Source organism: Caballeronia sp. KNU42 (genome assembly GCF_053760385.1).
In genome coordinates this window covers 3,496,301-3,516,144 of sequence record NZ_CM132388.1, presented here as the reverse complement: position 1 = coordinate 3,516,144, position 19,844 = coordinate 3,496,301, and the positions used below count along the sequence as shown (strand labels likewise).

Below are 19,844 nucleotides of genomic sequence, written 5' to 3'. Positions count from 1 at the left end.
GGGCGACGCACCGGAGCGAACGATGAAGCTACGTTTTCAACACCCGGAGCGACGAGAAACGAAGAGGATCGGAAGCCGGTCATTCTAGCAGACGACTTTGAGACGCTGGCGCGAGGGCAGCGCAGAAGCAGGGGGCGCCGAAGGGAATCGGCCGTCGGAAACATGAATCATAACGAATGCTGTCGGCGGGCACGCTCCCTGCATCGACACTGCGCGTAGCGATCGCGCCGACGCGACGTAGCGCAGCAACAGAAACCCGTGCAGCCTCCGTGGCCCGGCCCTTGTGCCAAGGGGCGCCATGGCACAATGCATCGATCAAGCCGAGCTCGAGGAGAAGCCCTTATGTCCGACCCCCGCCCCGCCGATGTGCCGTGGCTCACGCCTTACCTGACCGTTCGCGACGCCCGTGTCTCCACCGGCTTCTACGAACAGGCGCTAGGTTTTGCGGTGCGTGACAGCGTCAACGACGACGGCGCCGTGATCCACGTCGAAATGACATATCGGGGCCAGTTGATCCTGATGTTCGCCCCTGAAGGCGCGTATGGCTCGCACGCGAAGACGCCAAAAAGCACGGGCCTGATGGCGCCGCAATCGTTTTATCTTTATGTCGACGATGTCGACGCCGCGTTCACACGTGCAATCGCGGTCGGCGCGAAGCCGCTGATCGAACCGCAGGACCAGTACTGGGGCGATCGTTTTGCGCAGTTCGAAGACCCGGACGGGTATCGCTGGGCAATCGCCCGGCATTTGAATTAGGCTGGGTCCGTCGCGTTCTGCGTCGATTATCGAACGCAGAACGGATAGCACCCAAACACCTGCCACTTCCCTGCCCGCGCGCTTTGCAGCATCCGGGCGAGTCACTACTTCATGCCACGTTTCTTTGTTGCCGCACCGCTTGTCGCCGGTGAAATCCTGTCCCTTCCCGACGATGTCGTCCGCCATGTTCACGTCCTGCGCCTGCAATCGGACGACACCGTCCATCTCTTCAACGGCTCGGGCGGTGAATATCGTGCACGTCTGGTTGAAATCGGCAAGCGCACCGCGACCGTGCAACTCGATGAATTCATCGACCGCGAAGCCGAGCCGCCGTATCGAATCACCCTGGCGCAAGGTGTGGCGGGCGGCGACAAGATGGATTGGCTGATCGAGAAGGCGGTGGAACTGGGAGTGTTGTCCGTCGTGCCTCTCACGGCCGAGCGTGGCGTGGTGCGGCTGTCGGGTGATCGCGCGGCGCGCCGGCAGGGGCATTGGCAAGCGCTGGTGCGCGCCGCGTGTGAGCAATGCGGACGAAATCGGGTGCCGGATGTCGCGGCGCCTCTGGACCTGGATAAATGGCTCGGGAATCTGCCGCCCGCCGAACCCGGCGAGTTGCGGCTGCTGCTGTCTCCACGGGCTCAACTTGGGTTTGCGTCTTTACCTGCAAGCGCGCCTAGCGCGCCGGTGACCATCGCTATCGGGCCGGAAGCCGGGTTTTCGCCGGCAGAGGAAGCAACTATTGTCGATGCCGGTTTTGCCACCCTCGGCCTCGGACCTCGCGTACTGCGCACCGAAACGGCAGGTATAGCAGTCCTTGGGGCGCTCGCCGCACGCTGGGGCGGCTGGTGAAGGGAATAGCCCCCCCCCGCTCCGATCTGTCTCGAAATAAAACGCAAAAAAGCCAGTCGACGCCTGCGCTCAACAGACGACAACTGGCTTTCTAACCACTATGCGCTGCCAAAGCTGCAGAGCCTTGCGTGCGGAACGAGGTCCGGAACGCAGGCGTGAACGGCTCAGGCGAACGAGTAAAACACCCTGAACGCCACACGCCGTTCCGCCCAGAATTCCGCGGCTTCGCGAAACACGTCGAGCAGGGTCTCGCGCCCTTCCTTGTCAAATTTCTGCGCAACAGGCAACGCTTCCAGCACGATCACGAAACCCGGCTGGGAACCGGCTTTGTGCACGAGGTCGGTGAGACTGTCGTACAGCGCGTCGTAGTTCTTCCCAAAGTGCTTGGGAAACAGAAACGACGTGGCGATGGTCTCGAGCACTTCCTGCTTGCTCTGAGCCTGGCCGCAGTACGCGTAAAGGAAATGCTGGCCCAGCTTGCTCGCTTCGTCGGCGAGATCCTGAACCCTGAAAGCACGGATCGACTGCACGATATTCGATCGCACCGTCTTGAAAAGACTCATAGACCCCTCGTTCAATGATGACAGCGCCGTGCTCTGTTCGTCGTCGGGTCGATTTTCGTCTGTCGTGCGGAGTCGCAAAACTCGCTGGAACATGTTGCCATCGCCGGCGAAAAGATCACCCGCGACACCGTTGTCGTGCGCGTAGATGTTGTCGCTCATGCCGTTCATCCCGAAGTTGATCCCGCAATGCGTTTAAAACTCACGTAATGGTCGTCGGTATAGAAGCAGTTGTCGATCTGCCGACGGGGCCCGCCACATACGATCCGACGTGCGCCGCGATCGCGGGCGCGCGGCGTAGGAACGGTGTACTCGTGGTAAAAGCCGCGTGGATGCGGCGGCAGCATACGCTCGCGGTTGCCAAACACGACGCCGTCTTTCTCATACGGAAACGGCCCGCCAGCCTCGATCCGCCGCAGCGTCACAATGGCCTGTTTCGGCAATTGCGCGGCGTCGACGGTAGTCTGCGACGGCTCCGAACCCGCTGAGGCGGTATCGCGCCAGCTCTCTGCGCGCGGATCGCTTTTCAGCTTGTCCTTGTCTTGCAACACGTGCGGCGGTTCTGCCTGCGACGCTACTGCAGAGGCGTTCGCAGCCGGGCTTTGGGAATCCGGCCCGCTTTTCCCGCAGCCGCTCAACACCCAGGAAAGCGCCACGATAAATCCACAAAACCACGCGCGCTTCACGAAACCTGTCCCCGCTTTGAACCCAAAAATATGACGACCATGAAAGACGTAAGGGTATCGCTAATGACACCGGGAATCAACGTTGGTTCGGAAGATGCCCGTTTTTCAGGCGCTTTTCGCCTCGTATCTGCCCGTTATATGCGGCTCGCCAGCGCTTTTTCGATGACGATTTAAAAATAGGTCTCGATCATGATTAGGACTAAACTGAGATACATTTATCCTGATTGGTTGAATAATGACTTCATGCGTGATTTGGGGAGTGGAACCAGCGTCGCCTCTCTCGCGAAGCTCCCACGGCGCAAAGCCGGCATCATCGCTGTTTGGAGGAGAAAGCAAATCCCCTTGCATGCCTCGTGGCGTGCCGGTTCAGCCGGCACGCCTTTTTTTCGTCCGGGGACCGCAGCCAGCCGGATGATTCGGACAGTGAAGTCGAGCGGATGCTCCGTCCAGGCTGGGCAAAGATAGTACAAATTGAAAGAGGGATTGCGGCTAGTCGTCGCAATCCCTCTCGTCGCAATCCCTCTTCTGCCATCTCACTTCCCGGCGTTCTACTCGCACCCGCCGCTCCCGCGCGGGTTTTGAACCCCTACCGCGCCACCGCCGTGGCGTCCGCCACCAGCAACGCCGTCATGTTGACGATCCGGCGAACCGTAGCCGACGCCGTCAGCACATGCACCGGCTGAGCCGCGCCCAACAGCATTGGCCCAATGGCGATGTTATTGCCGGCCGCCGTCTTGAGCAGGTTGTACGAAATATTCGCAGCATCGATATTCGGCAGTACGAGCAAATTCGCGTCGCCCACCAGCGTAGACTCCGGCAAAACTTCGCGACGCAGGTTGGCATCCAGCGCCACGTCGCCGTGCATTTCGCCGTCTACGTCCAGGTCCGGCGCACGCTCGCGCAGCAATGCCAGCGTGTCGCGCATCTTGATGGCTGTCGGCGCGTTGCTGGTGCCGAAGTTCGAATGCGACAGCAGCGCGATCTTAGGCACGATACCGAAGCGGCGCACTTCTTCCGCCGCCATGATCGTGATCTCGCAAAGCTGCTCGGGGGTCGGGTCCACGTTCACGTGCGTGTCGACAATGAAAATCTGGCGGCCCGGCAGCACCAGCGCATTCATTGCCGCGTAGACGCTGCAGCCCTCCTTCTTGCCGATCACCTGATCGACGAAATGCAGGTGGCGGTGCGTCGTGCTGATCGTGCCGCAGATCATGCCGTCCGCTTCGCCCTTCTTCACCAGCATCGCGCCGATCAGCGTGGTGCGGCGGCGCATCTCCAGCTTCGCCATCTGCGCGCTGATGCCCTTCCTGGCCATCATGGTGTGATACGTCTGCCAGAAGTCACGATAACGCTCGTCGTGATCCGTATCCACAACGGTGAAGTCCACGCCCGGCGTCAAACGCAAGCCGTACTTCGTGATGCGCTGCGCGATCACGGCCGGGCGTCCGATCAGAATTGGCTTGGCGATCTTCTCGTCTACCGCGATCTGCACGGCGCGCAGCACGCGCTCCTCTTCGCCTTCGGCAAACACAATGCGCTTCTTGTCCGGCTCCACGCTGCGGGCGAGCTGGAACACGGGCTTCATGGTCGTGCCGCTGTGATAGACGAACTGCTGCAAATGCTGTTCGTAGGCGTCCATGTCTTCAATGGGACGCGTGGCCACGCCTGACTCCATCGCGGCCTTGGCCACGGCCGGCGCGATCTTCACGATCAGGCGCGGGTCGAACGGTTTCGGAATCAGGTACTCGGGACCAAACGACAGGTCCTGGATGCCGTAAGCCGTCGCCACGATATCGCTTTGTTCCTGCCGCGCCAGTTCCGCAATCGCGTTCACCGCAGCAATTTCCATCTCGCGCGTGATCGTGCTCGCACCTGCGTCGAGTGCGCCGCGGAAGATGAACGGGAAGCACAACACGTTGTTGACCTGGTTCGGATAGTCGGTGCGGCCCGTAGCAAGCACGGCGTCGGGGCGCACTTCCAGCGCGAGTTCCGGCAGGATTTCCGGCGTCGGGTTGGCGAGCGCGAGAATCAGCGGCTTTTGCGCCATGCCCTTGACCATGTCCTGCTTCAACACGCCGCCGGCGGACAGGCCGAGAAACACGTCGGCGCCTTCCATGACATCAGCGAGCGTACGCGCCGAGGTTTCGCGCGCAAAACGTTCCTTGTCCGGGTCCATCAATTCCACGCGGCCCTTGTAGACCACGCCGGCCAGATCCGTCACGAATATGTTTTCAAGCTTCATGCCGAGTTCGACCAGCAGGTCCAGGCAGGCCAGGGCCGCCGCGCCCGCGCCCGAAGCAACCAGCTTCACTTCTTCAATCTTCTTGCCGACCACGACCAGGCCGTTGGTAAGAGCCGCCGCGACCACGATAGCCGTGCCGTGCTGGTCGTCGTGGAATACCGGGATCTTCATGCGCTTGCGGCATTCCCGCTCCACGATGAAGCAATCCGGCGCCTTGATGTCTTCCAGGTTGATCCCGCCGAACGTGGGCTCCAAAGCGCAGATCACGTCGACGAGCTTCAGCGGGTCCATCTCGTTCAGCTCGATGTCGAATACGTCGATACCGGCGAACTTCTTGAACAGCACTGCCTTGCCTTCCATGACCGGCTTCGACGCGAGAGGGCCGATATTGCCAAGCCCGAGCACCGCGGTGCCGTTCGTCACGACGCCGACCAGGTTGCTGCGCGCGGTAAAACGCGCGGCATTCAGCGGATCAGCGACGATTTCCTCGCACGCGAAAGCCACGCCCGGTGAATAGGCCAGCGCGAGATCGCGCTGGTTGATCATCTGCTTGGTGGGGGCAATCGCGATTTTGCCAGGGGTCGGAAACTCGTGGTAATCGAGCGCGGCTTCGCGGAGTTTGGCTTTGGCGTTATCGGCTGGAGTGGTCATGAGGCGTCTGGCTTTAGGCGAGATTAGAATAGATGTTCGAACGCATTGTAGCGCCAATCAACGGGCTCTCCGGATGGCAATACCGGCTATTCACGGCGCATAGCCCATTCGGACAAGGCCTGGAAAAGCAGCATGACCGCCACGCCGGCAGCGGGTTCACGCCGCAAAATTCCGTTATTGAGATGAAACGCGCGTCAACAGGCGCGCATCGTCATATACGTCTCTTACTCTCTTCCTCGACATTGCCGGATCGCCGATGCTCTCAGAGTTTTCCCTGATCGACCGATATTTCTCCCAGCCCGCCGCCGCGTTCCCGGCAACGGACGACGAGCCGAAGGCGACGCTCGGCATCGGCGACGACTGCGCGCTGCTCGCCCCGAAGCACGGCGAGCACCTGGCGATCTCCACCGATATGCTCGTGTCGGGCCGCCATTTTTTCCCCGATGTCTCGCCGTGGTCGCTGGGTTACAAGGCGCTGGCAGTGAACCTCTCGGACTTGGCCGCCATGGGCGCGAAGCCGCGCGCGTTCACCCTTGCGTTATCGATGCCGAAAGCCGATGAAAGCTGGCTCGAAGCATTCAGCAGCGGTCTTTTCCACATGGCGAAGCAGCACGGCTGCGAGCTGATTGGCGGCGATACAACCGGCGGCCCTCACGTGTGCATCAGCATTACCGTGTTCGGCGACGTCCCGGCCGCGCAGGCGCTGCGTCGCGACGCGGCACACCCGGGCGACGACATATGGGTGTCTGGCGTGCTCGGCGGCGCGCGTGCCGGGCTCGGCATCCGCCGCGGCGAATGGTCGATGAAAGATCCTGCCGACGAAGCCATCGCGATCAAGGCGCTCGAACAACCGGAACCGCGCGTGGGGTTGGGCATCGCGCTGCGGGGAATCGCGCACGCGGCTCTCGATATCTCCGACGGTCTCGCCGGCGACCTGCTCCATATCCTGAAGCGCTCGAACGTGCGGGCGACGGTGAATATCGATCAGATACCGCGCTCCGGCACGCTCGCCGCGCTGCCCGACACCGCGCAGCTGCATTGCATCGTGGCGGGTGGCGACGACTACGAGCTCTGCTTCACCGCGCCGGCCTCCGTGAGGGCCGACATCGAGCGGATCGGAAAGGCGCAGAAAGTTTTGTTGACGCGTATCGGTACAATCGAGGGTCTGGCCGCTGAAGGACGAGCGGCTTCCGGCACGTCCGGCACGCCCCAAGACCAGCCGCTCATCGACTGGCGCGACAACACTGGTCCGGTTTTCATGCCAGACACGGGCTTCGACCATTTTCATGCAGACTGATCCGATCATCGACACTATCGACGACACACCACGCCCGAAACCATCGCGCCGGACAAGCGCGCGCTTCATGCTGTCGCATCCGCTGCATATCCTGTCGCTCGGCTTCGGCAGCGGCTTGTCGCCCATCGCGCCCGGCACGGTCGGCACCTTGTTCGCGTGGGCGTCGTTCGTGGTGTTCAACCCGCACCTGACGGTCGCCGAATGGGCCGTGCTGATCGGCGTGGGTTTCGTGGCCGGTTGCTGGTTCTGCGGTTTCACGGCGAAGAAAATGGGCATTTCCGATCCGTCGCCGGTGGTGTGGGACGAGATCATCGCGTTCTGGCTGGTGTTGCTGTTCGTCACGCCCGCCACGTTCACCGGGCAGTTGTGGGCGTTCATCGTGTTCCGTTTCTTCGACATGGTGAAACCGCCGCCCATCAGCTATTTCGACCGCCGGTTGAAAGGCGGTTTCGGCATCATGTTCGACGACATTGCCGCTGCGTTCTTCACGCTGCTCGTGATCGCGCTATGGCGCATGACCATTTGATTTCTGTGCTGATTTCCGTACTGACACCCGCCGTGCCTGCATCTCACGTTTCCGACCGCCCCCACCCGAGGCTTTGCCATGGCTACCGATAAAGTCGTCCACCAGCTCGCCATCCGTGCCGGCAATAAATTGCGCGACGAGCGGCTGATGCTCGCGACCGCCGAATCGTGCACGGGCGGCATGGTCGCCGCCGCCATGACCGATATTTCCGGCAGCAGCGCGTGGTTCGAGCGCGGTTTTGTCACCTACTCGAACCTGGCGAAAACCGAGATGATCGGCGTGCCCGCCGACATGATCGAACGCCACGGCGCGGTCAGCGAACCGGTCGCCAAAGCCATGGCGGAAGGCGCGCTGCGCAATAGCCGGGCGCAGGTGTCGCTGTCGATTACCGGTGTGGCCGGCCCGGGCGGCGGTACGGAAACGAAGCCTGTCGGCATGGTGTCGTTTGCGTGGAGCAACCGCTTGCACACGGCGGTGGAGACGCAGCAATTCAAGGGCGATCGCGAACAGATCCGCACGCAGGCGGCGGCGTACGCGCTGCGCGGCTTGCTGGAACTATTGGAACGCAGGGAACGGTGAGTAGACGGTGATCGAACGGATGGCGGCAAGAGCTAGACAGAGTAAGACAGGAACAGCCGTGCGCGGGCGGGGTTGCTGATGCCGGCGTTTGTGTACGACACGGCTCAAATCATCAAATGGCTCGGCTCGCATACCGTTGCCAAGGCACGCGGCTACGTGGACGAAGTCAAGCGCCTGCACTGGGACGAAGACGTACTGCGCGCCAGTGTTCAAGGCACGCAACGCCAGCCTTATACCGTCGAGGTGATGTTCAGCGAGAACCACGGCAAGCTTTCCGCGCAAGGCCATTGTTCGTGCCCGGTCGGATTCGGCTGCAAGCACGCCGCCGCCGTCTTGCTCGCGAGCGCCGCGGACAGACCGCGTGAGTCCGAAACCGTGCGCCCGGAAGTGGCGGGCTGGCTTGAAGGATTCCGCTCGCGTTTCGCCTCCACTCGAAGCGCTTCCGCAAAAAAACCCGGTGAGACGGCCGGTGCGCTTGCACTCGTTTATGTGCTGGGAACGTCGCGCATCATGCGCACCGCCGAGGTTGCGCTGCATAAGGTGCGGCTCAGTCCGGACGGTTCGTTCCAGAGCCTCGACCGGCCGTGGACCAACCTGGACGCCGCGCTTGTCAAGCAGCCGAAGTTCGTCAGCGACGATGATATGAGCATCGTGCGAGGACTCGTCATTGGACGATCCCGTAACGATTTCGGCGGCTTCGGGCTGCACGGCGAAGAAGGCGCGGATCTGCTCCAGCGCATGCTGGCGACGGGACGATTGTTCAGCGCCATGCCGGCCGACCACGATGCATCGGAGCCGCGCCGGCCGCTACGCGAAGGCGAGCAACGGCCGGGACGCATCGAGTGGACGCCGGACCCGGACGATCGCGTGCGCCCCGTGCTGCAAACCGAACCGCCCGCCACGCTGGTCATTCCCACCGAACCGCTGTGGTTCGCCGACGCGCAAACGCGCGAAGCGGGCATCGTCGATATGCCGCAACCCGCGCGGCAACTGGCCGATTATTTGTCGATGCCGCCCATCTCGCTCGCCGAAGCGCCGCTGGTCAGCGCCATGCTGCGTGAAGTCGACTCCGACCTGCCCCCGCCGCCGGAGCCGGAAACGCTGAACGTGCGGATCATCGATACGGAACCGGTGCCGGTGCTCGTGCTCGACACCCGGCCCGTCAACAGCAGTTGGCGTCCCCGCGACGATCGCACCGCCGCAAACGTGCTCGATTTCGCTATCGTGAGTTTCGACTACGACGGTTTCAACATCGACCCCACGCGCGCCACCACGGTCATGCGCGCCGCGTCCGGCGAGATGGTTCAGGTCAGGCGCCGTCACGACGTGGAAGCGCGTTACCTGGCCGCGCTCTACGATCTTGGCTTTCGCCAGATTCCGTCGAATCAACGCTTCGGACCGAAGCCCATCCCGAGCGGCGTGCTCGGCCTGCCCGTGCCCGACGCGTGGGCCGTGTTCACCAACGACGCGCTGCCCGCGTTGCGCGAGGACGGCTGGCGCGTGAGCATGTCGCCGGAATTTCGCTTCGACTTCATTGAGATCGACGATATCCAGGGCAGCGCGCGCCAAGGCACCGACGGCTGGTTCGACCTGGAACTCGGCATTGCCGTGGGCGACCGGAGCGTTCGGCTCGAACCGCTTCTGGCCGATTTGTTCCAGCGTGACCGGCGCTGGCTGGCAGGCGCCATCGATTCAATCCCGGACGAAGAAGGCATCGAGTTGAAGACGGATCTCGGCGAGCGGCTGCGGGTTCGGGCGGCACGGATCAAGCCGGTGGTGCGCGTACTGATCGATCTCTTCGATACCATCGGCACGCATCCGTTGCGTGTTTCCGAACAGGACGCGGGGCGGCTGGAAGCGCTCAGCAACACGGCGCGCTGGGAGTTTCACGGCGACCTTTCCATTCGCGAGCTCGCGCAGCGTTTGCAGGAAGGGCCGGGGTTGCGGGAAGTACCCGTGCCGCTTGGTTTGCACGCCGAACTTCGGGTGTATCAGCGCGAAGGGCTGAACTGGATGCAGTATTTGCGCGAGCGCAATCTGTCGGGTGTTCTCGCCGATGACATGGGTCTCGGCAAAACCGTGCAGGCGCTGGCGCACATCCTGGTCGAGAAGGAGTCGGGACGGCTGGACCGGCCGGTGCTGGTGGTGTTGCCGACCACCCTGGTTCACAACTGGCGTGAGGAAGCTAAAAAATTTGCGCCCGACCTGCGAGTGCTCGACCTGCATGGGCCGCAACGCAAGGAACGGTTCGATCAGATTGGCGAGCACGATCTCGTGCTGACCACGTACCCGCTGCTGTGGCGCGATCAGGCAATGCTGTCGCTGCACGAGTACCACCTGCTGATCCTCGATGAAGCGCAGATCGTGAAGAACGTCGCGACCAAGGCCGCGAAGGGTATCCGCGATTTAAGCGCGCGACATCGGTTGTGCCTGACTGGCACGCCGTTGGAAAACCACCTCGGTGAGTTGTGGGCGCAATTCGATTTCCTGCTGCCTGGCTTCCTTGGGACGCAGAAGGATTTCACGAAGCGTTGGCGCACACCGATCGAAAAATACGACGACCCGGTGCGCCGAGATTTGCTGGTGCGCCGGATTCGGCCGTTCATGCTGCGTCGAAGGAAGGATGAGGTCGCGAAGGAATTGCCGCAGAAAACGACCATCGTGCGGACCGTGGCGCTCGAAGGTGCACAGCGCGATCTGTACGAGACCGTGCGGATCGCGATGCAGGAAAAAGTGCGGATGGCGGTCGCGGACCAGGGTTTGGCGCGCAGCCATATTGTCGTGCTCGAGGCGTTGCTGAAGCTGCGCCAGGTTTGCTGCGATCCGGCGTTGGTGAAGCTCGCGCGGGCTGGGCGTGTGGAGGAATCGGCGAAGCTCGATTTGTTACTCGATATGCTGCCGGAGTTGCTTGAGGAAGGGCGTCGGGTGCTGCTGTTTTCGCAGTTCACCGGGATGCTGGCGATCATTGCTGCCGCGCTCGATGAAGCCGGGCTTCCGTACGTTACTTTGACGGGCGATACGACTGACCGGATCACGCCGGTGACGCGCTTTCAGGACGGCGAGGTGCCGTTATTCCTGATCAGCCTGAAGGCGGGCGGCGTAGGGTTGAATCTGACCGCTGCGGACACCGTGATTCACTACGATCCGTGGTGGAATCCGGCGGCGGAAAATCAAGCGACGGACCGGGCGCATCGGATTGGGCAGTTGAAGCCGGTGTTCGTGTACAAGCTGATTGTGGCGGGGAGTATTGAAGAACGGATTGTGGCCATGCAGAGCCGAAAAGCCGCTCTCGCCGATAGCATCTTGCGCGAGGACGCGGCCGGAGCAGCGAAGTTTTCTGCCGAGGATATTGAGGCGTTGCTGGCGCCAATGCCGGTGGGGTGAGGTTGCTCGCGCCGGCGGACGGGAAGGGGTTGCTGGGTGCTTGCGTTAGTGGTCAGGGTTGGCGCCGGGTTGCTAAGTTCTTGCGTTAGCGGTCTGGGTCAATGCCGGGTTGCTAAGTTCTTGCGTTAGCGGTCTGGGTCAATGCCGGGTTGCTAAGTTCTTGCGTTAGCGGTCTGGGTCAATGCCGGGTTGCTGCTCTCCAGGTTGGTGGTTTGCTTAGGTTAGCTTATTTCTTTATCACTATTAGCCACTGCGCGTGGCGGCGCGTCATTTCTTTGTCCAAAGCGACAAAGAAACGAAGCAAAGAAAGCGCTTTCAAAACGAGGGCTCGTAAGTTGACCTAGCGTGCAGTTTTTGCGTTTTTGGCACCCCAAAAGCACGGTGCTCGCCAGAGCGACGGATGTTTGAACCCCTCCTTCTCGCGAATTCTTACACGCACACGCTTCGCCCCGTACGCTCTCGGGCAAGCACCCTTGCCAAGAAACCCGCACGGCCCCACGCGTATTTACTGCTTCATTCTTGATGGGTTAACTTCTTGATCTGCGCTGTTATTTTTTGGGTTACAGCCTCACCCCTCTAGCGGCCTCGCTTCGAGGTGGGTTGGCGACGTGGTTCGGCATCCGTACAAATTCGATGGGTGGTTCACGCGGATAGCGCGGGGTGCACCTGTGGCAGGTTCAGTCACTGGTGGCGAAGCGTGTGGGTATCCGTGTTCGGAGAAGGAGGGTTTCACACATCCGTCGCTCTGGCGAGCACCGTGCTTTTGGGGTGCCAAAAACTTCGAGACTGCACGCTGGGTCAACTTACGAGCCCACGTTTTGAAAGCGCTTTCTTTGCTTCGTTTCTTTGTCGCTTTGGACAAAGAAATGACGTGCCGCCACGCACAGTGGCTAATAGTGCTAAAGAAATGAGCCAACTCAAGCAGACCACAAACGCCGAAAGCAGCAACCCGGCATAGACCCCGACCGCTAACGCAGGAACTTGGCAGCCCAGCGACAACCTCTAACCTCCCGCACCGGCAATCCCATCCGGTCCACCGGCGCGAGCGAAAACCCAAACCGCGAGCGAAAACCTAAACAACTACAGTCTGAGCTTCCCCAGCGAGGGATTCGCGCACCACGCCGATCGACCAAACCTGCTCACCCGCCGCCGACAAAAGCCCCGTAGCGGTTTCAGCGTCGCCAGCGGCCACCACTACGACCATCCCGATCCCGCAGTTGAACACGCGATGCATTTCCGCGTCGGCCACACCGCCGTGTTTCTGCAGCCAGGAGAACAACGGCGGCAACGGCCACGCCCGATGATCGAGTTCGACGGTCAATCCGTCGCGCAGAACCCGCGGAATGTTCTCAACCAGCCCGCCGCCCGTGATATGCGCCATGCCCTTCACAGGCAGTTGCGACATCAGCGACAACAACGGCTTCACGTAGATATGCGTAGGCGCCATCAGCGCGTCGGCGAGCGAACGGCCATCGAAATCGGCGTTCAGGTCAGGCTGCGCACGCTCAATGATCTTGCGCACCAGCGAATAGCCATTTGAATGGATACCGGAAGAAGCAAGACCCAACACGACGTCACCCGGCTGAATGGTCGAGCCATCGATAATCTTGCTCTTCTCCACCGCGCCCACCGCGAACCCGGCCAGATCGTACTCACCGTCCGGATACATGCCCGGCATCTCAGCAGTCTCGCCGCCGATCAACGCGCAACCGGCCAGCTCGCAACCCTGCGCAATTCCTTGCACCACGGTCGCCGCCGTATCCACGTCCAGCTTGCCGCAAGCGAAATAATCGAGGAAAAACAAGGGCTCGGCACCCTGCACCAGGATGTCGTTGACGCTCATCGCGACCAGATCCTGGCCCACCGTGTCATGCTTGTTCAGTTGAAACGCCAGCCGCAGCTTCGTACCCACGCCGTCCGTGCCGGATACCAGCACCGGCTCCTTGTATCGTTTAGGTACTTCAAACAGCGCACCGAATCCGCCAATCCCGCCCAGCACGCCGTCGCGCATGGTTTTCTTGGCAAAGGGCTTGATCCGGTCGACGAGCGCGTCGCCGGCATCGATGTCCACGCCCGCGTCGCGATAGGACAAACCTTGGGCGTCTGGGGCGGATTTCGGTTGATTCATGGGGGATCGGCGAGAAGGTCGGTAAAATGAGATTTTAACCGATGCCAGCCGCCCGGCCGGATTTCTCGCAGTTCGCGGCCCTGACTCCGAAAGACCGCATCAAACCCTTTTCGAGACTCGCGCCCATCCGGCTGGAAACTCGACCCTGCGCTCAACGCCTTTCGCTACGGTTTAATCCGGGCATCGGCATACTGGGCGTGCCGCTTTTCAAGATACGCCCTGACGGAACCGATTGCCCGTGCAACGCCAACTGACGCTCGATCTCGGCACGCCGCCGCTCGCCACCTTCGATAATTTTTTTGCCGCCGGGAACCACGAACTGGTGACCCGTCTGCGCGAACTCGACGGTGCGCTCGCAGCCGGTCCGGTGGCCGACCGGACCTTCTACGTCTGGGGCGAAGCCGGCAGCGGCCGCAGCCATCTGCTGCAGGCGCTGGTGCACGAAGCAAACGGCCGGGCGCGCTTCCTGAGCCCGCAAGCGCCGCTGGCCGCCTTCACGTTTGACCCCAAGGCGAGCATCTACGCCATCGACGACTGCGAACGGCTCTCGGGCGCGCAGCAAATCGCGCTCTTCAACCTGTTCAACGAGGTGCGCGCGCATCCGGCCAGCGCCCTGGTGGCAACGGGCGATGTGGCGCCGCTGGGGTTATCGGTGAGGGAAGATTTGCGCACGCGCCTTGGCTGGGGGCTGGTGTTCCAGCTCACGCCCCTCTCCGACGAAAGCAAGGCCAGCGCGCTGAAACACGCGGCGCACGAGCGCGGCCTCGCGATGGCCGACGACGTCCCCGCTTATCTGCTCACGCATTTTCGACGCGACATGCCAAGCCTCATGACCTTGCTCGATGAACTCGACCGCTTTTCGCTGGAACAAAAGCGCGCCGTGACGCTGACCTTATTGCGCACGATGCTCGCCGCAAAAGAAGGCGATGCGCCGCGCCCGCAGACCGAGCTTTTTTAGCCGCTTTTCAAGCCCATCTTCCCGCCGCGAGCAGCCAGCGGAACGCTTCCACCCGCTTCAAGTAAAATGCGCTCCCATGAACCTAGCCCTTTTTGATCTCGATCACACTCTCATCCCGACGGATAGCGACCACGAATGGGGCCGCTTCATGGCGAAGCTCGGCATTGTCGACGCCGACCAGTTCGCGAAGCAAAACGACGCGTTCTACGAAGATTACAAAGCCGGTACGCTCGATATCCACGCGTACCTGAGAGCCCAGCTTTCACCGCTCGCCCGGCACCCGCGCGCTCAACTGGACGACTGGCACGCGCAATTCATGCGCGAGGTCATCACACCGACCATTGCTCCAGCCGCGCTGGAACTCGTGCGCAAGCACCAGGAAGCCGGCGATCTCTGCTGCCTCGTCACCGCCACGAACGCGTTCATTACGGCGCCGATCGGCCGGGCGTTCGGAATTGAAGCATTGATCGCGTGCGAGGTCGAAACGGTCGACAATATCCCCAACGGCGAGCTGACCGGCCGCGCAACGGGCACGCCGAGCTATCGCGAGGGCAAGATCGTGCGTACCGAAGCGTGGCTCGCGTCCATGGGAAAAAACCTGAACGACTTCGAACACAGCTACTTCTACAGCGACTCGCACAACGACATTCCTCTACTCGAGAAAGTCACCGACCCGATCGCGACCAATCCCGACGACACCTTGCGCGCGCATGCGCAAGCCCGCGGCTGGCGCATCCTGGAAATCTTCTCCCCACGTGATTAAAAAACTCATCCGCAAGCTGTTCGGCCAGGAAAGCGCCAAAGAAGAGACCCCGGCCACCGCCCCGCTCTCCGACGATGTAAAACCCGCCCGCAAGAGCACGCGCAAGAAAGCCACGCCCGCCGTGGCTGTGGCCAAACGCGATCCCAACGTGCCGGTGATCCTGGCGGCGGACGTGCATGGCATCGACCCGTCGCTGATCTCGAAGAACGCGATTCGCGTGACCGAAGGGCTGCAGCAAGGCGGGCATCGTGCGTTTATCGTGGGCGGCGCCGTGCGCGACCTGCTGCTGAACGTGGCGCCGAAGGATTTCGACGTTGCAACGGACGCCACGCCCGACCAGGTGCAAAAGCTGTTCCGCCGCGCACGGATCATTGGCCGGCGGTTCCAGATCGTGCACGTGCAGTTCGGGCAGGACATCATCGAGACATCGACTTTTCGAGCGCTCGTCGATACCCCCGCCGATGCACCACCCTCACCGCCTCCGCCTCGTCTGCGGCGCGGCGAGATGGACACACGCACGCATGCAGTCGATGCCAGCGGCCGCGTCCTTCGCGACAACGTGTGGGGCGAGCAGCACGAAGACGCCACGCGCCGCGACTTCACCATCAACGCCATGTATTACGATCCGGCCACGCAAACTGTGCTGGATTATCACGACGGCATGGCCGACGTCCGCGCACGTTTGCTGCGCATGATCGGCGACCCTGCCACACGGTATCGCGAAGATCCGGTGCGCATGCTGCGCGTCGTGCGTTTTGCCGCGAAGCTCGGCTTCGAGATCGAACCCGCTACGCGCGCGCCCATCGCGGAACTTGCCGACCTGATCAGCAACGTTCCGGCCGCCCGTCTCTTCGATGAAATGCTCAAGCTGCTGCTCTCAGGCCACGCGCTCGCGTGCCTGACGCGGCTGCGCGCGGAAGGTTTGCATCACGGCGTATTGCCGCTGCTCGATGTGATCTTCGAATCGCAACACGGCGAGAAATTCATCACGCTCGCGCTGACCAATACCGACGAACGCGTGCGCGCCGGCAAGGGGGTATCGCCAGGCTTCCTGTTTGCAACGCTGCTCTGGAACGACATGCAGACGCGCTGGGAGCAGTACACGGCGGCCGGTGAATTCCCGGTGCCGGCGCTGCATCGTGCCATGGACGACGTGCTCGACATGCAGACCGAAAAGCTCGCTATCCATAAGCGCTTTTCATCGGATATGCGCGAGATTTGGGGCCTGCAACATCGGCTCGAAAAACGTTCGGGCAGAAGCGCGATGAAGCTGCTGGAACACCAAAGGTTTAGGGCGGGTTATGATTTCCTCCTGCTGCGATGCGAATCCGGCGAACTGGATGCATCAGTTGGCCAGTGGTGGACGGATTTCATAGAAGGAGACGCTGCTGCGCGCGAGTCACTGCTTTCGCAAGGCGGGAAGGACCGGGCACCCAAGAAACGACGGCGGCGTAGCAGCAACGCCAAAAGCCGCAGGCCGGGTGACGGAATGGAAGGCGGCGCGAGCACCGTGGAAGGGGCAGCTCGCGACAATCGCGAAGAACGTGACGTACGGTATGGCGACGAAAGCGGTGGCCAGCGCGACGATTGACACGGACCGAGCGCGTTTTCTGATCGTTTCGATCAACGCGTTTGAGTCCTGTAACGCCAAACGACAGTCGTAGGATTCATGCCATGACGGTAGCTTATCTGGGCCTGGGCGCAAACCTTGGTGACGCGCGCCAGACCCTGAAAGACACAGTGGTGTGTCTTGCCCAGCAACACACGATCTCCGTGCTCGCGAAGTCGAGCCTTTATCGCACCGCGCCTGTTGACGCCGGTGGCGACGACTACTTCAATTGCGTCGTCAAGATCGACACCACGCTTGCCGCACGCCAGTTGCTGCGGCTGTGCCACGGCATAGAAAGCCATTTCGGACGCGAGCGCCCGTACCGGAACGCACCGCGCACGCTCGATATCGACATCCTGCTTTACGGCGATTCCTGCATCGAGGAAGCCGATCTCGTCGTGCCCCATCCCCGTCTCACCGAGCGCGCGTTTACACTCGTGCCGCTGATCGAACTCGACCGCGATGTGGTCATCGCACAACGCGGCCGCGCCGATGCGTTTCTCGCCTCGGTTCAGGATCAACGAATCGAAAAAGTGGCGACACATCAGTGCCCGTTATTCGCTTCCCGCTGTACTTCGCGACGCGAAGCCTGAATTTGGCGACGCGAAGCCTGAAAATCTGCGACGCGATGCCTGGAATTCCACGACGCGAAGCCTGAAAGGTGAATAGCCCATGAGCATGTCGCCCCTCACCGTCACCGCGCCGCAGTTGCGCCCGCCGCATCGGTACATCGCGATTGAAGGGCCCATTGGCGTCGGCAAGACTACGCTTGCGCGCTTGCTCGCCGAACGATGGTCAATGCGCACGCTGTTCGAACGCCCGCAGGAGAACGTGTTTCTCGAGCGGTTTTATCGCGACAACACGCGTTACGCGCTGCCTACGCAATTGCAGTTCGCGTTGCAGCGCGCACAGCTATCGCAAGAAGTCGGAGCGGCGCTGCTGGGAGGGCTGGGACTTCCTGGACAAGTCGCAAACGCTCCGCTGATCACCGATTTCATCACCGAAAAAACGGCGCTGTTTGCACGCCTGACGCTCCCCGACGACGAATTCGAGTTGTTTCGTGAAGTCGCCAGGCGCTTCGATACCCCCGCTCCCGCACCCGATCTGGTCGTGTATTTGCAGGCCAGTCCCGAGGTATTGTTCGCGCGCATTCAAAAGCGCGCGCTGCCCATGGAACTGCAGATTCCGGACGCGTATCTGCGCGCCCTTTGCGACGCCTACAATGACTTCTTTTATCACTACGACGCCACGCCGCTGTTGACGGTGAACGCCGAGCACCTGAATCCGCTGGAATCGGACGCCGATCTGGCGCTGCTGGTAGACCGCATTGAAACCATGCGTGGGCGCAAGGAATTCTTTGTCAAGGGCACGTCACTTTAAGTCCGTCCGGCTTGCGCGCAGGCGTGCCGTCTCATATCTAGTCGATGTGGAAATTCTCATGGCTTATTTGCAGGAAACCAGCCGCTCCGCGATCACCGTCCCGAAGCTTCGGACCATGCGCGAAGCCGGCGAAAAAATCGCGATGCTCACTTGCTACGATGCGAGCTTTTCCGCGTTGCTGGATCGCGCGGGCGTCGATGTATTGCTGATTGGCGATTCACTTGGAAACGTGCTGCAAGGACATGGCACGACGCTGCCCGTCACGCTGGCCGATATTGCATATCACACTGCAGCAGTGGCACGAGGCAACAAGAACGCGTTGGTGGTCGCCGATATGCCGTTTGGTACGGTCGGCTCGCGCGAGGAAACCTATGCGAACGCCGTGCAGTTGATGCGTGCGGGCGCGCAGATGGTGAAGATCGAAGGCGGTGAATGGGTCGCCGATACCGTCAAGTTTCTCGTCGACCGGTCAATTCCGGTTTGCGGGCATGTGGGATTGACGCCGCAATCGGTGCACGCGTTTGGCGGCTTCAAGGTGCAAGGGAAAACCGATGCCGGCGCAGAGCAGATGCGCCGCGATGCCCAGGCGGTTCAGGATGCCGGCGCGCAATTGATCGTGATCGAAGCGGTGCCTACGCTGCTGGCCAGCGAGGTGACGCAACAGTTGGTCATCCCTACGATTGGCATTGGCGCTGGCATCGAGTGCTCGGGCCAGGTGCTGGTGCTGCACGACATGCTTGGGATTTTTCCAGGAAAACGGCCGCGCTTCGTCAAAGATTTCATGCAAGGGCAGCCGAGTATTCTTGCAGCGGTCGAGGCGTATGTTCGCGCGGTCAGGGAAAAGACTTTTCCGGGGCCGGAGCATACGTTTTAAGGGGGGGTTGTTGGCTGGGCCGAGGCGGCGTTCGTGTTCGCATCTAGCTTCGTTGAGCCACTCCGCGTTACGAGCTAACATAAGTTCATCCGAAAGCCGGGGGATGTCATGGGAACGACTTACGAAGAAGACGTGGTGGCCTGGGCGAGCGAGCAGGCGGCATTGCTGCGTGCGGGACAGCTGTCGGCTATCGACATCGAACACATCGCCGAGGAGATTGAGGACGTGGGCAAGAGCGAACAACGCGAGTTGGCCAGCCGCATGGCTGTGCTATTGGCCCATCTGCTCAAGTGGCAATATCAACCGGATAGGCGCGGCAGCAGTTGGAGGCGCACGATTGAGGTTCAGCGCGAGCGCATCGAGTTACGGCTGAAGAAAACGCCAAGCCTGGCGCCAATGCTGGTGGATCCGGAGTGGATCATGGATATGTGGGCCGACGCGCGCCAGACGGCCAGCCAGGAAACAGAAATCGGGTTTGCGATCTTCCCGGACGCCTGTCCGTGGAGCATGCAGCAGGCGCTCTCTCAAGCGTTTTACCCGGATTAGCCAGCGCGGCGCGAGAGGCTGCGTGGAGGTCTACGTTACGCGGCAACGTATCTGGC

Annotated in this window: 17 protein-coding genes; 13 read left to right on the top strand and 4 right to left on the bottom strand. The window is 61.6% G+C overall.

From position 1 onward, the window contains the following. Positions 1-342: 342 nt before the first annotated feature. Positions 343-756 carry a VOC family protein gene (locus ACSOSP_RS15875; RefSeq protein WP_455308148.1) on the top strand — a complete coding sequence of 138 codons (414 nt, stop codon included), beginning with the start codon at positions 343-345 and terminating at the stop codon, positions 754-756. 111 nt (positions 757-867) lie between these two features. After that, positions 868-1,605 (top strand): 16S rRNA (uracil(1498)-N(3))-methyltransferase, encoded by a 738-nt coding sequence (locus tag ACSOSP_RS15870; RefSeq protein ID WP_455308146.1) that lies wholly within the window; start codon positions 868-870, stop codon positions 1,603-1,605. A gap of 164 nt (positions 1,606-1,769) precedes the next feature. Here ACSOSP_RS15870 and ACSOSP_RS15865 read toward each other — a convergent pair whose 3' ends face one another. From ACSOSP_RS15865 to ACSOSP_RS15855, 3 genes are all read right to left on the bottom strand, one after another. Continuing rightward, complete coding sequence (locus ACSOSP_RS15865; protein WP_213768530.1) at positions 1,770-2,327, bottom strand: barstar family protein; 558 nt, start codon at positions 2,325-2,327, stop codon at positions 1,770-1,772. A 5-nt stretch (positions 2,328-2,332) separates the two neighbouring features. Then, on the bottom strand, positions 2,333-2,851 hold the full coding sequence (locus ACSOSP_RS15860; RefSeq protein ID WP_455308144.1) for a ribonuclease: 519 nt from the start codon (positions 2,849-2,851) through the stop codon (positions 2,333-2,335). 586 nt (positions 2,852-3,437) lie between these two features. Then, positions 3,438-5,744: an NADP-dependent malic enzyme gene (locus ACSOSP_RS15855; RefSeq protein ID WP_455308142.1), complete on the bottom strand. Its 2,307-nt coding sequence runs from the start codon at positions 5,742-5,744 to the stop codon at positions 3,438-3,440. Positions 5,745-6,000: 256 nt separating this feature from the next. Here ACSOSP_RS15855 and thiL point away from each other — a divergent pair, with 256 nt between their 5' ends. The 4 genes from thiL to ACSOSP_RS15835 all read left to right on the top strand — a co-directional run bounded on the left by thiL (position 6,001) and on the right by ACSOSP_RS15835 (position 11,530). After that, the gene (thiL, locus tag ACSOSP_RS15850) at positions 6,001-7,041 is read left to right on the top strand and encodes a thiamine-phosphate kinase (protein WP_455308140.1); all 1,041 of its coding nucleotides are present in this window, start codon (positions 6,001-6,003) and stop codon (positions 7,039-7,041) included. Continuing rightward, on the top strand, positions 7,031-7,567 hold the full coding sequence (locus tag ACSOSP_RS15845; RefSeq protein WP_455308138.1) for a phosphatidylglycerophosphatase A family protein: 537 nt from the start codon (positions 7,031-7,033) through the stop codon (positions 7,565-7,567). The genes thiL and ACSOSP_RS15845 overlap by 11 nt, the downstream gene beginning before the upstream one ends. Before the next feature lie 78 nt (positions 7,568-7,645). After that, on the top strand, positions 7,646-8,146 hold the full coding sequence (locus ACSOSP_RS15840) for a CinA family protein (RefSeq protein ID WP_455308136.1): 501 nt from the start codon (positions 7,646-7,648) through the stop codon (positions 8,144-8,146). A 78-nt stretch (positions 8,147-8,224) separates the two neighbouring features. Next, complete coding sequence (locus ACSOSP_RS15835) at positions 8,225-11,530, top strand: DEAD/DEAH box helicase (RefSeq protein ID WP_455308135.1); 3,306 nt, start codon at positions 8,225-8,227, stop codon at positions 11,528-11,530. A gap of 1,072 nt (positions 11,531-12,602) precedes the next feature. Here the strand turns inward: ACSOSP_RS15835 and purM are convergent. Next, positions 12,603-13,658, bottom strand: coding sequence for a phosphoribosylformylglycinamidine cyclo-ligase (purM, locus tag ACSOSP_RS15830; protein ID WP_455308133.1), 1,056 nt, complete (start codon positions 13,656-13,658; stop codon positions 12,603-12,605). A 232-nt stretch (positions 13,659-13,890) separates the two neighbouring features. Here purM and hda point away from each other — a divergent pair, with 232 nt between their 5' ends. The 7 genes from hda to ACSOSP_RS15795 all read left to right on the top strand — a co-directional run bounded on the left by hda (position 13,891) and on the right by ACSOSP_RS15795 (position 19,788). Next, on the top strand, positions 13,891-14,616 hold the full coding sequence (gene hda / locus ACSOSP_RS15825) for a DnaA regulatory inactivator Hda (protein ID WP_455308131.1): 726 nt from the start codon (positions 13,891-13,893) through the stop codon (positions 14,614-14,616). A gap of 76 nt (positions 14,617-14,692) precedes the next feature. Continuing rightward, entirely contained in the window at positions 14,693-15,379 is a 687-nt protein-coding gene (locus ACSOSP_RS15820; RefSeq protein WP_455308129.1) for a histidinol-phosphatase, read from the top strand. After that, positions 15,372-16,970 (top strand): polynucleotide adenylyltransferase PcnB, encoded by a 1,599-nt coding sequence (gene pcnB / locus ACSOSP_RS15815; RefSeq protein ID WP_455308127.1) that lies wholly within the window; start codon positions 15,372-15,374, stop codon positions 16,968-16,970. Before ACSOSP_RS15820 ends, pcnB begins: the two co-directional genes overlap by 8 nt. Positions 16,971-17,053: 83 nt before the next feature. Further along, on the top strand, positions 17,054-17,581 hold the full coding sequence (gene folK / locus ACSOSP_RS15810; protein ID WP_455308125.1) for a 2-amino-4-hydroxy-6-hydroxymethyldihydropteridine diphosphokinase: 528 nt from the start codon (positions 17,054-17,056) through the stop codon (positions 17,579-17,581). Between the two features lie 79 nt (positions 17,582-17,660). Continuing rightward, on the top strand, positions 17,661-18,368 hold the full coding sequence (locus tag ACSOSP_RS15805; RefSeq protein ID WP_455308123.1) for a deoxynucleoside kinase: 708 nt from the start codon (positions 17,661-17,663) through the stop codon (positions 18,366-18,368). A gap of 58 nt (positions 18,369-18,426) precedes the next feature. Next, complete coding sequence (gene panB, locus ACSOSP_RS15800) at positions 18,427-19,242, top strand: 3-methyl-2-oxobutanoate hydroxymethyltransferase (protein WP_455308121.1); 816 nt, start codon at positions 18,427-18,429, stop codon at positions 19,240-19,242. Positions 19,243-19,350: 108 nt separating this feature from the next. Then, positions 19,351-19,788, top strand: coding sequence for a DUF29 domain-containing protein (locus tag ACSOSP_RS15795; RefSeq protein ID WP_455308119.1), 438 nt, complete (start codon positions 19,351-19,353; stop codon positions 19,786-19,788). Positions 19,789-19,844: the final 56 nt, after the last annotated feature.

Coding starts and splice junctions, on each gene's coding strand:
- ACSOSP_RS15875 (WP_455308148.1), top strand. CDS start 343: ATGTCCGACCCCCGCCCCGCCGATGTGCCGTGGCTCACGCCTTACCTG.
- ACSOSP_RS15870 (WP_455308146.1), top strand. CDS start 868: ATGCCACGTTTCTTTGTTGCCGCACCGCTTGTCGCCGGTGAAATCCTG.
- ACSOSP_RS15865 (WP_213768530.1), bottom strand. CDS start 2,327: ATGAGCGACAACATCTACGCGCACGACAACGGTGTCGCGGGTGATCTT.
- ACSOSP_RS15855 (WP_455308142.1), bottom strand. CDS start 5,744: ATGACCACTCCAGCCGATAACGCCAAAGCCAAACTCCGCGAAGCCGCG.
- thiL (WP_455308140.1), top strand. CDS start 6,001: ATGCTCTCAGAGTTTTCCCTGATCGACCGATATTTCTCCCAGCCCGCC.
- ACSOSP_RS15845 (WP_455308138.1), top strand. CDS start 7,031: ATGCAGACTGATCCGATCATCGACACTATCGACGACACACCACGCCCG.
- ACSOSP_RS15840 (WP_455308136.1), top strand. CDS start 7,646: ATGGCTACCGATAAAGTCGTCCACCAGCTCGCCATCCGTGCCGGCAAT.
- ACSOSP_RS15835 (WP_455308135.1), top strand. CDS start 8,225: ATGCCGGCGTTTGTGTACGACACGGCTCAAATCATCAAATGGCTCGGC.
- purM (WP_455308133.1), bottom strand. CDS start 13,658: ATGAATCAACCGAAATCCGCCCCAGACGCCCAAGGTTTGTCCTATCGC.
- ACSOSP_RS15820 (WP_455308129.1), top strand. CDS start 14,693: ATGAACCTAGCCCTTTTTGATCTCGATCACACTCTCATCCCGACGGAT.
- folK (WP_455308125.1), top strand. CDS start 17,054: ATGACGGTAGCTTATCTGGGCCTGGGCGCAAACCTTGGTGACGCGCGC.
- ACSOSP_RS15805 (WP_455308123.1), top strand. CDS start 17,661: ATGAGCATGTCGCCCCTCACCGTCACCGCGCCGCAGTTGCGCCCGCCG.
- panB (WP_455308121.1), top strand. CDS start 18,427: ATGGCTTATTTGCAGGAAACCAGCCGCTCCGCGATCACCGTCCCGAAG.
- ACSOSP_RS15795 (WP_455308119.1), top strand. CDS start 19,351: ATGGGAACGACTTACGAAGAAGACGTGGTGGCCTGGGCGAGCGAGCAG.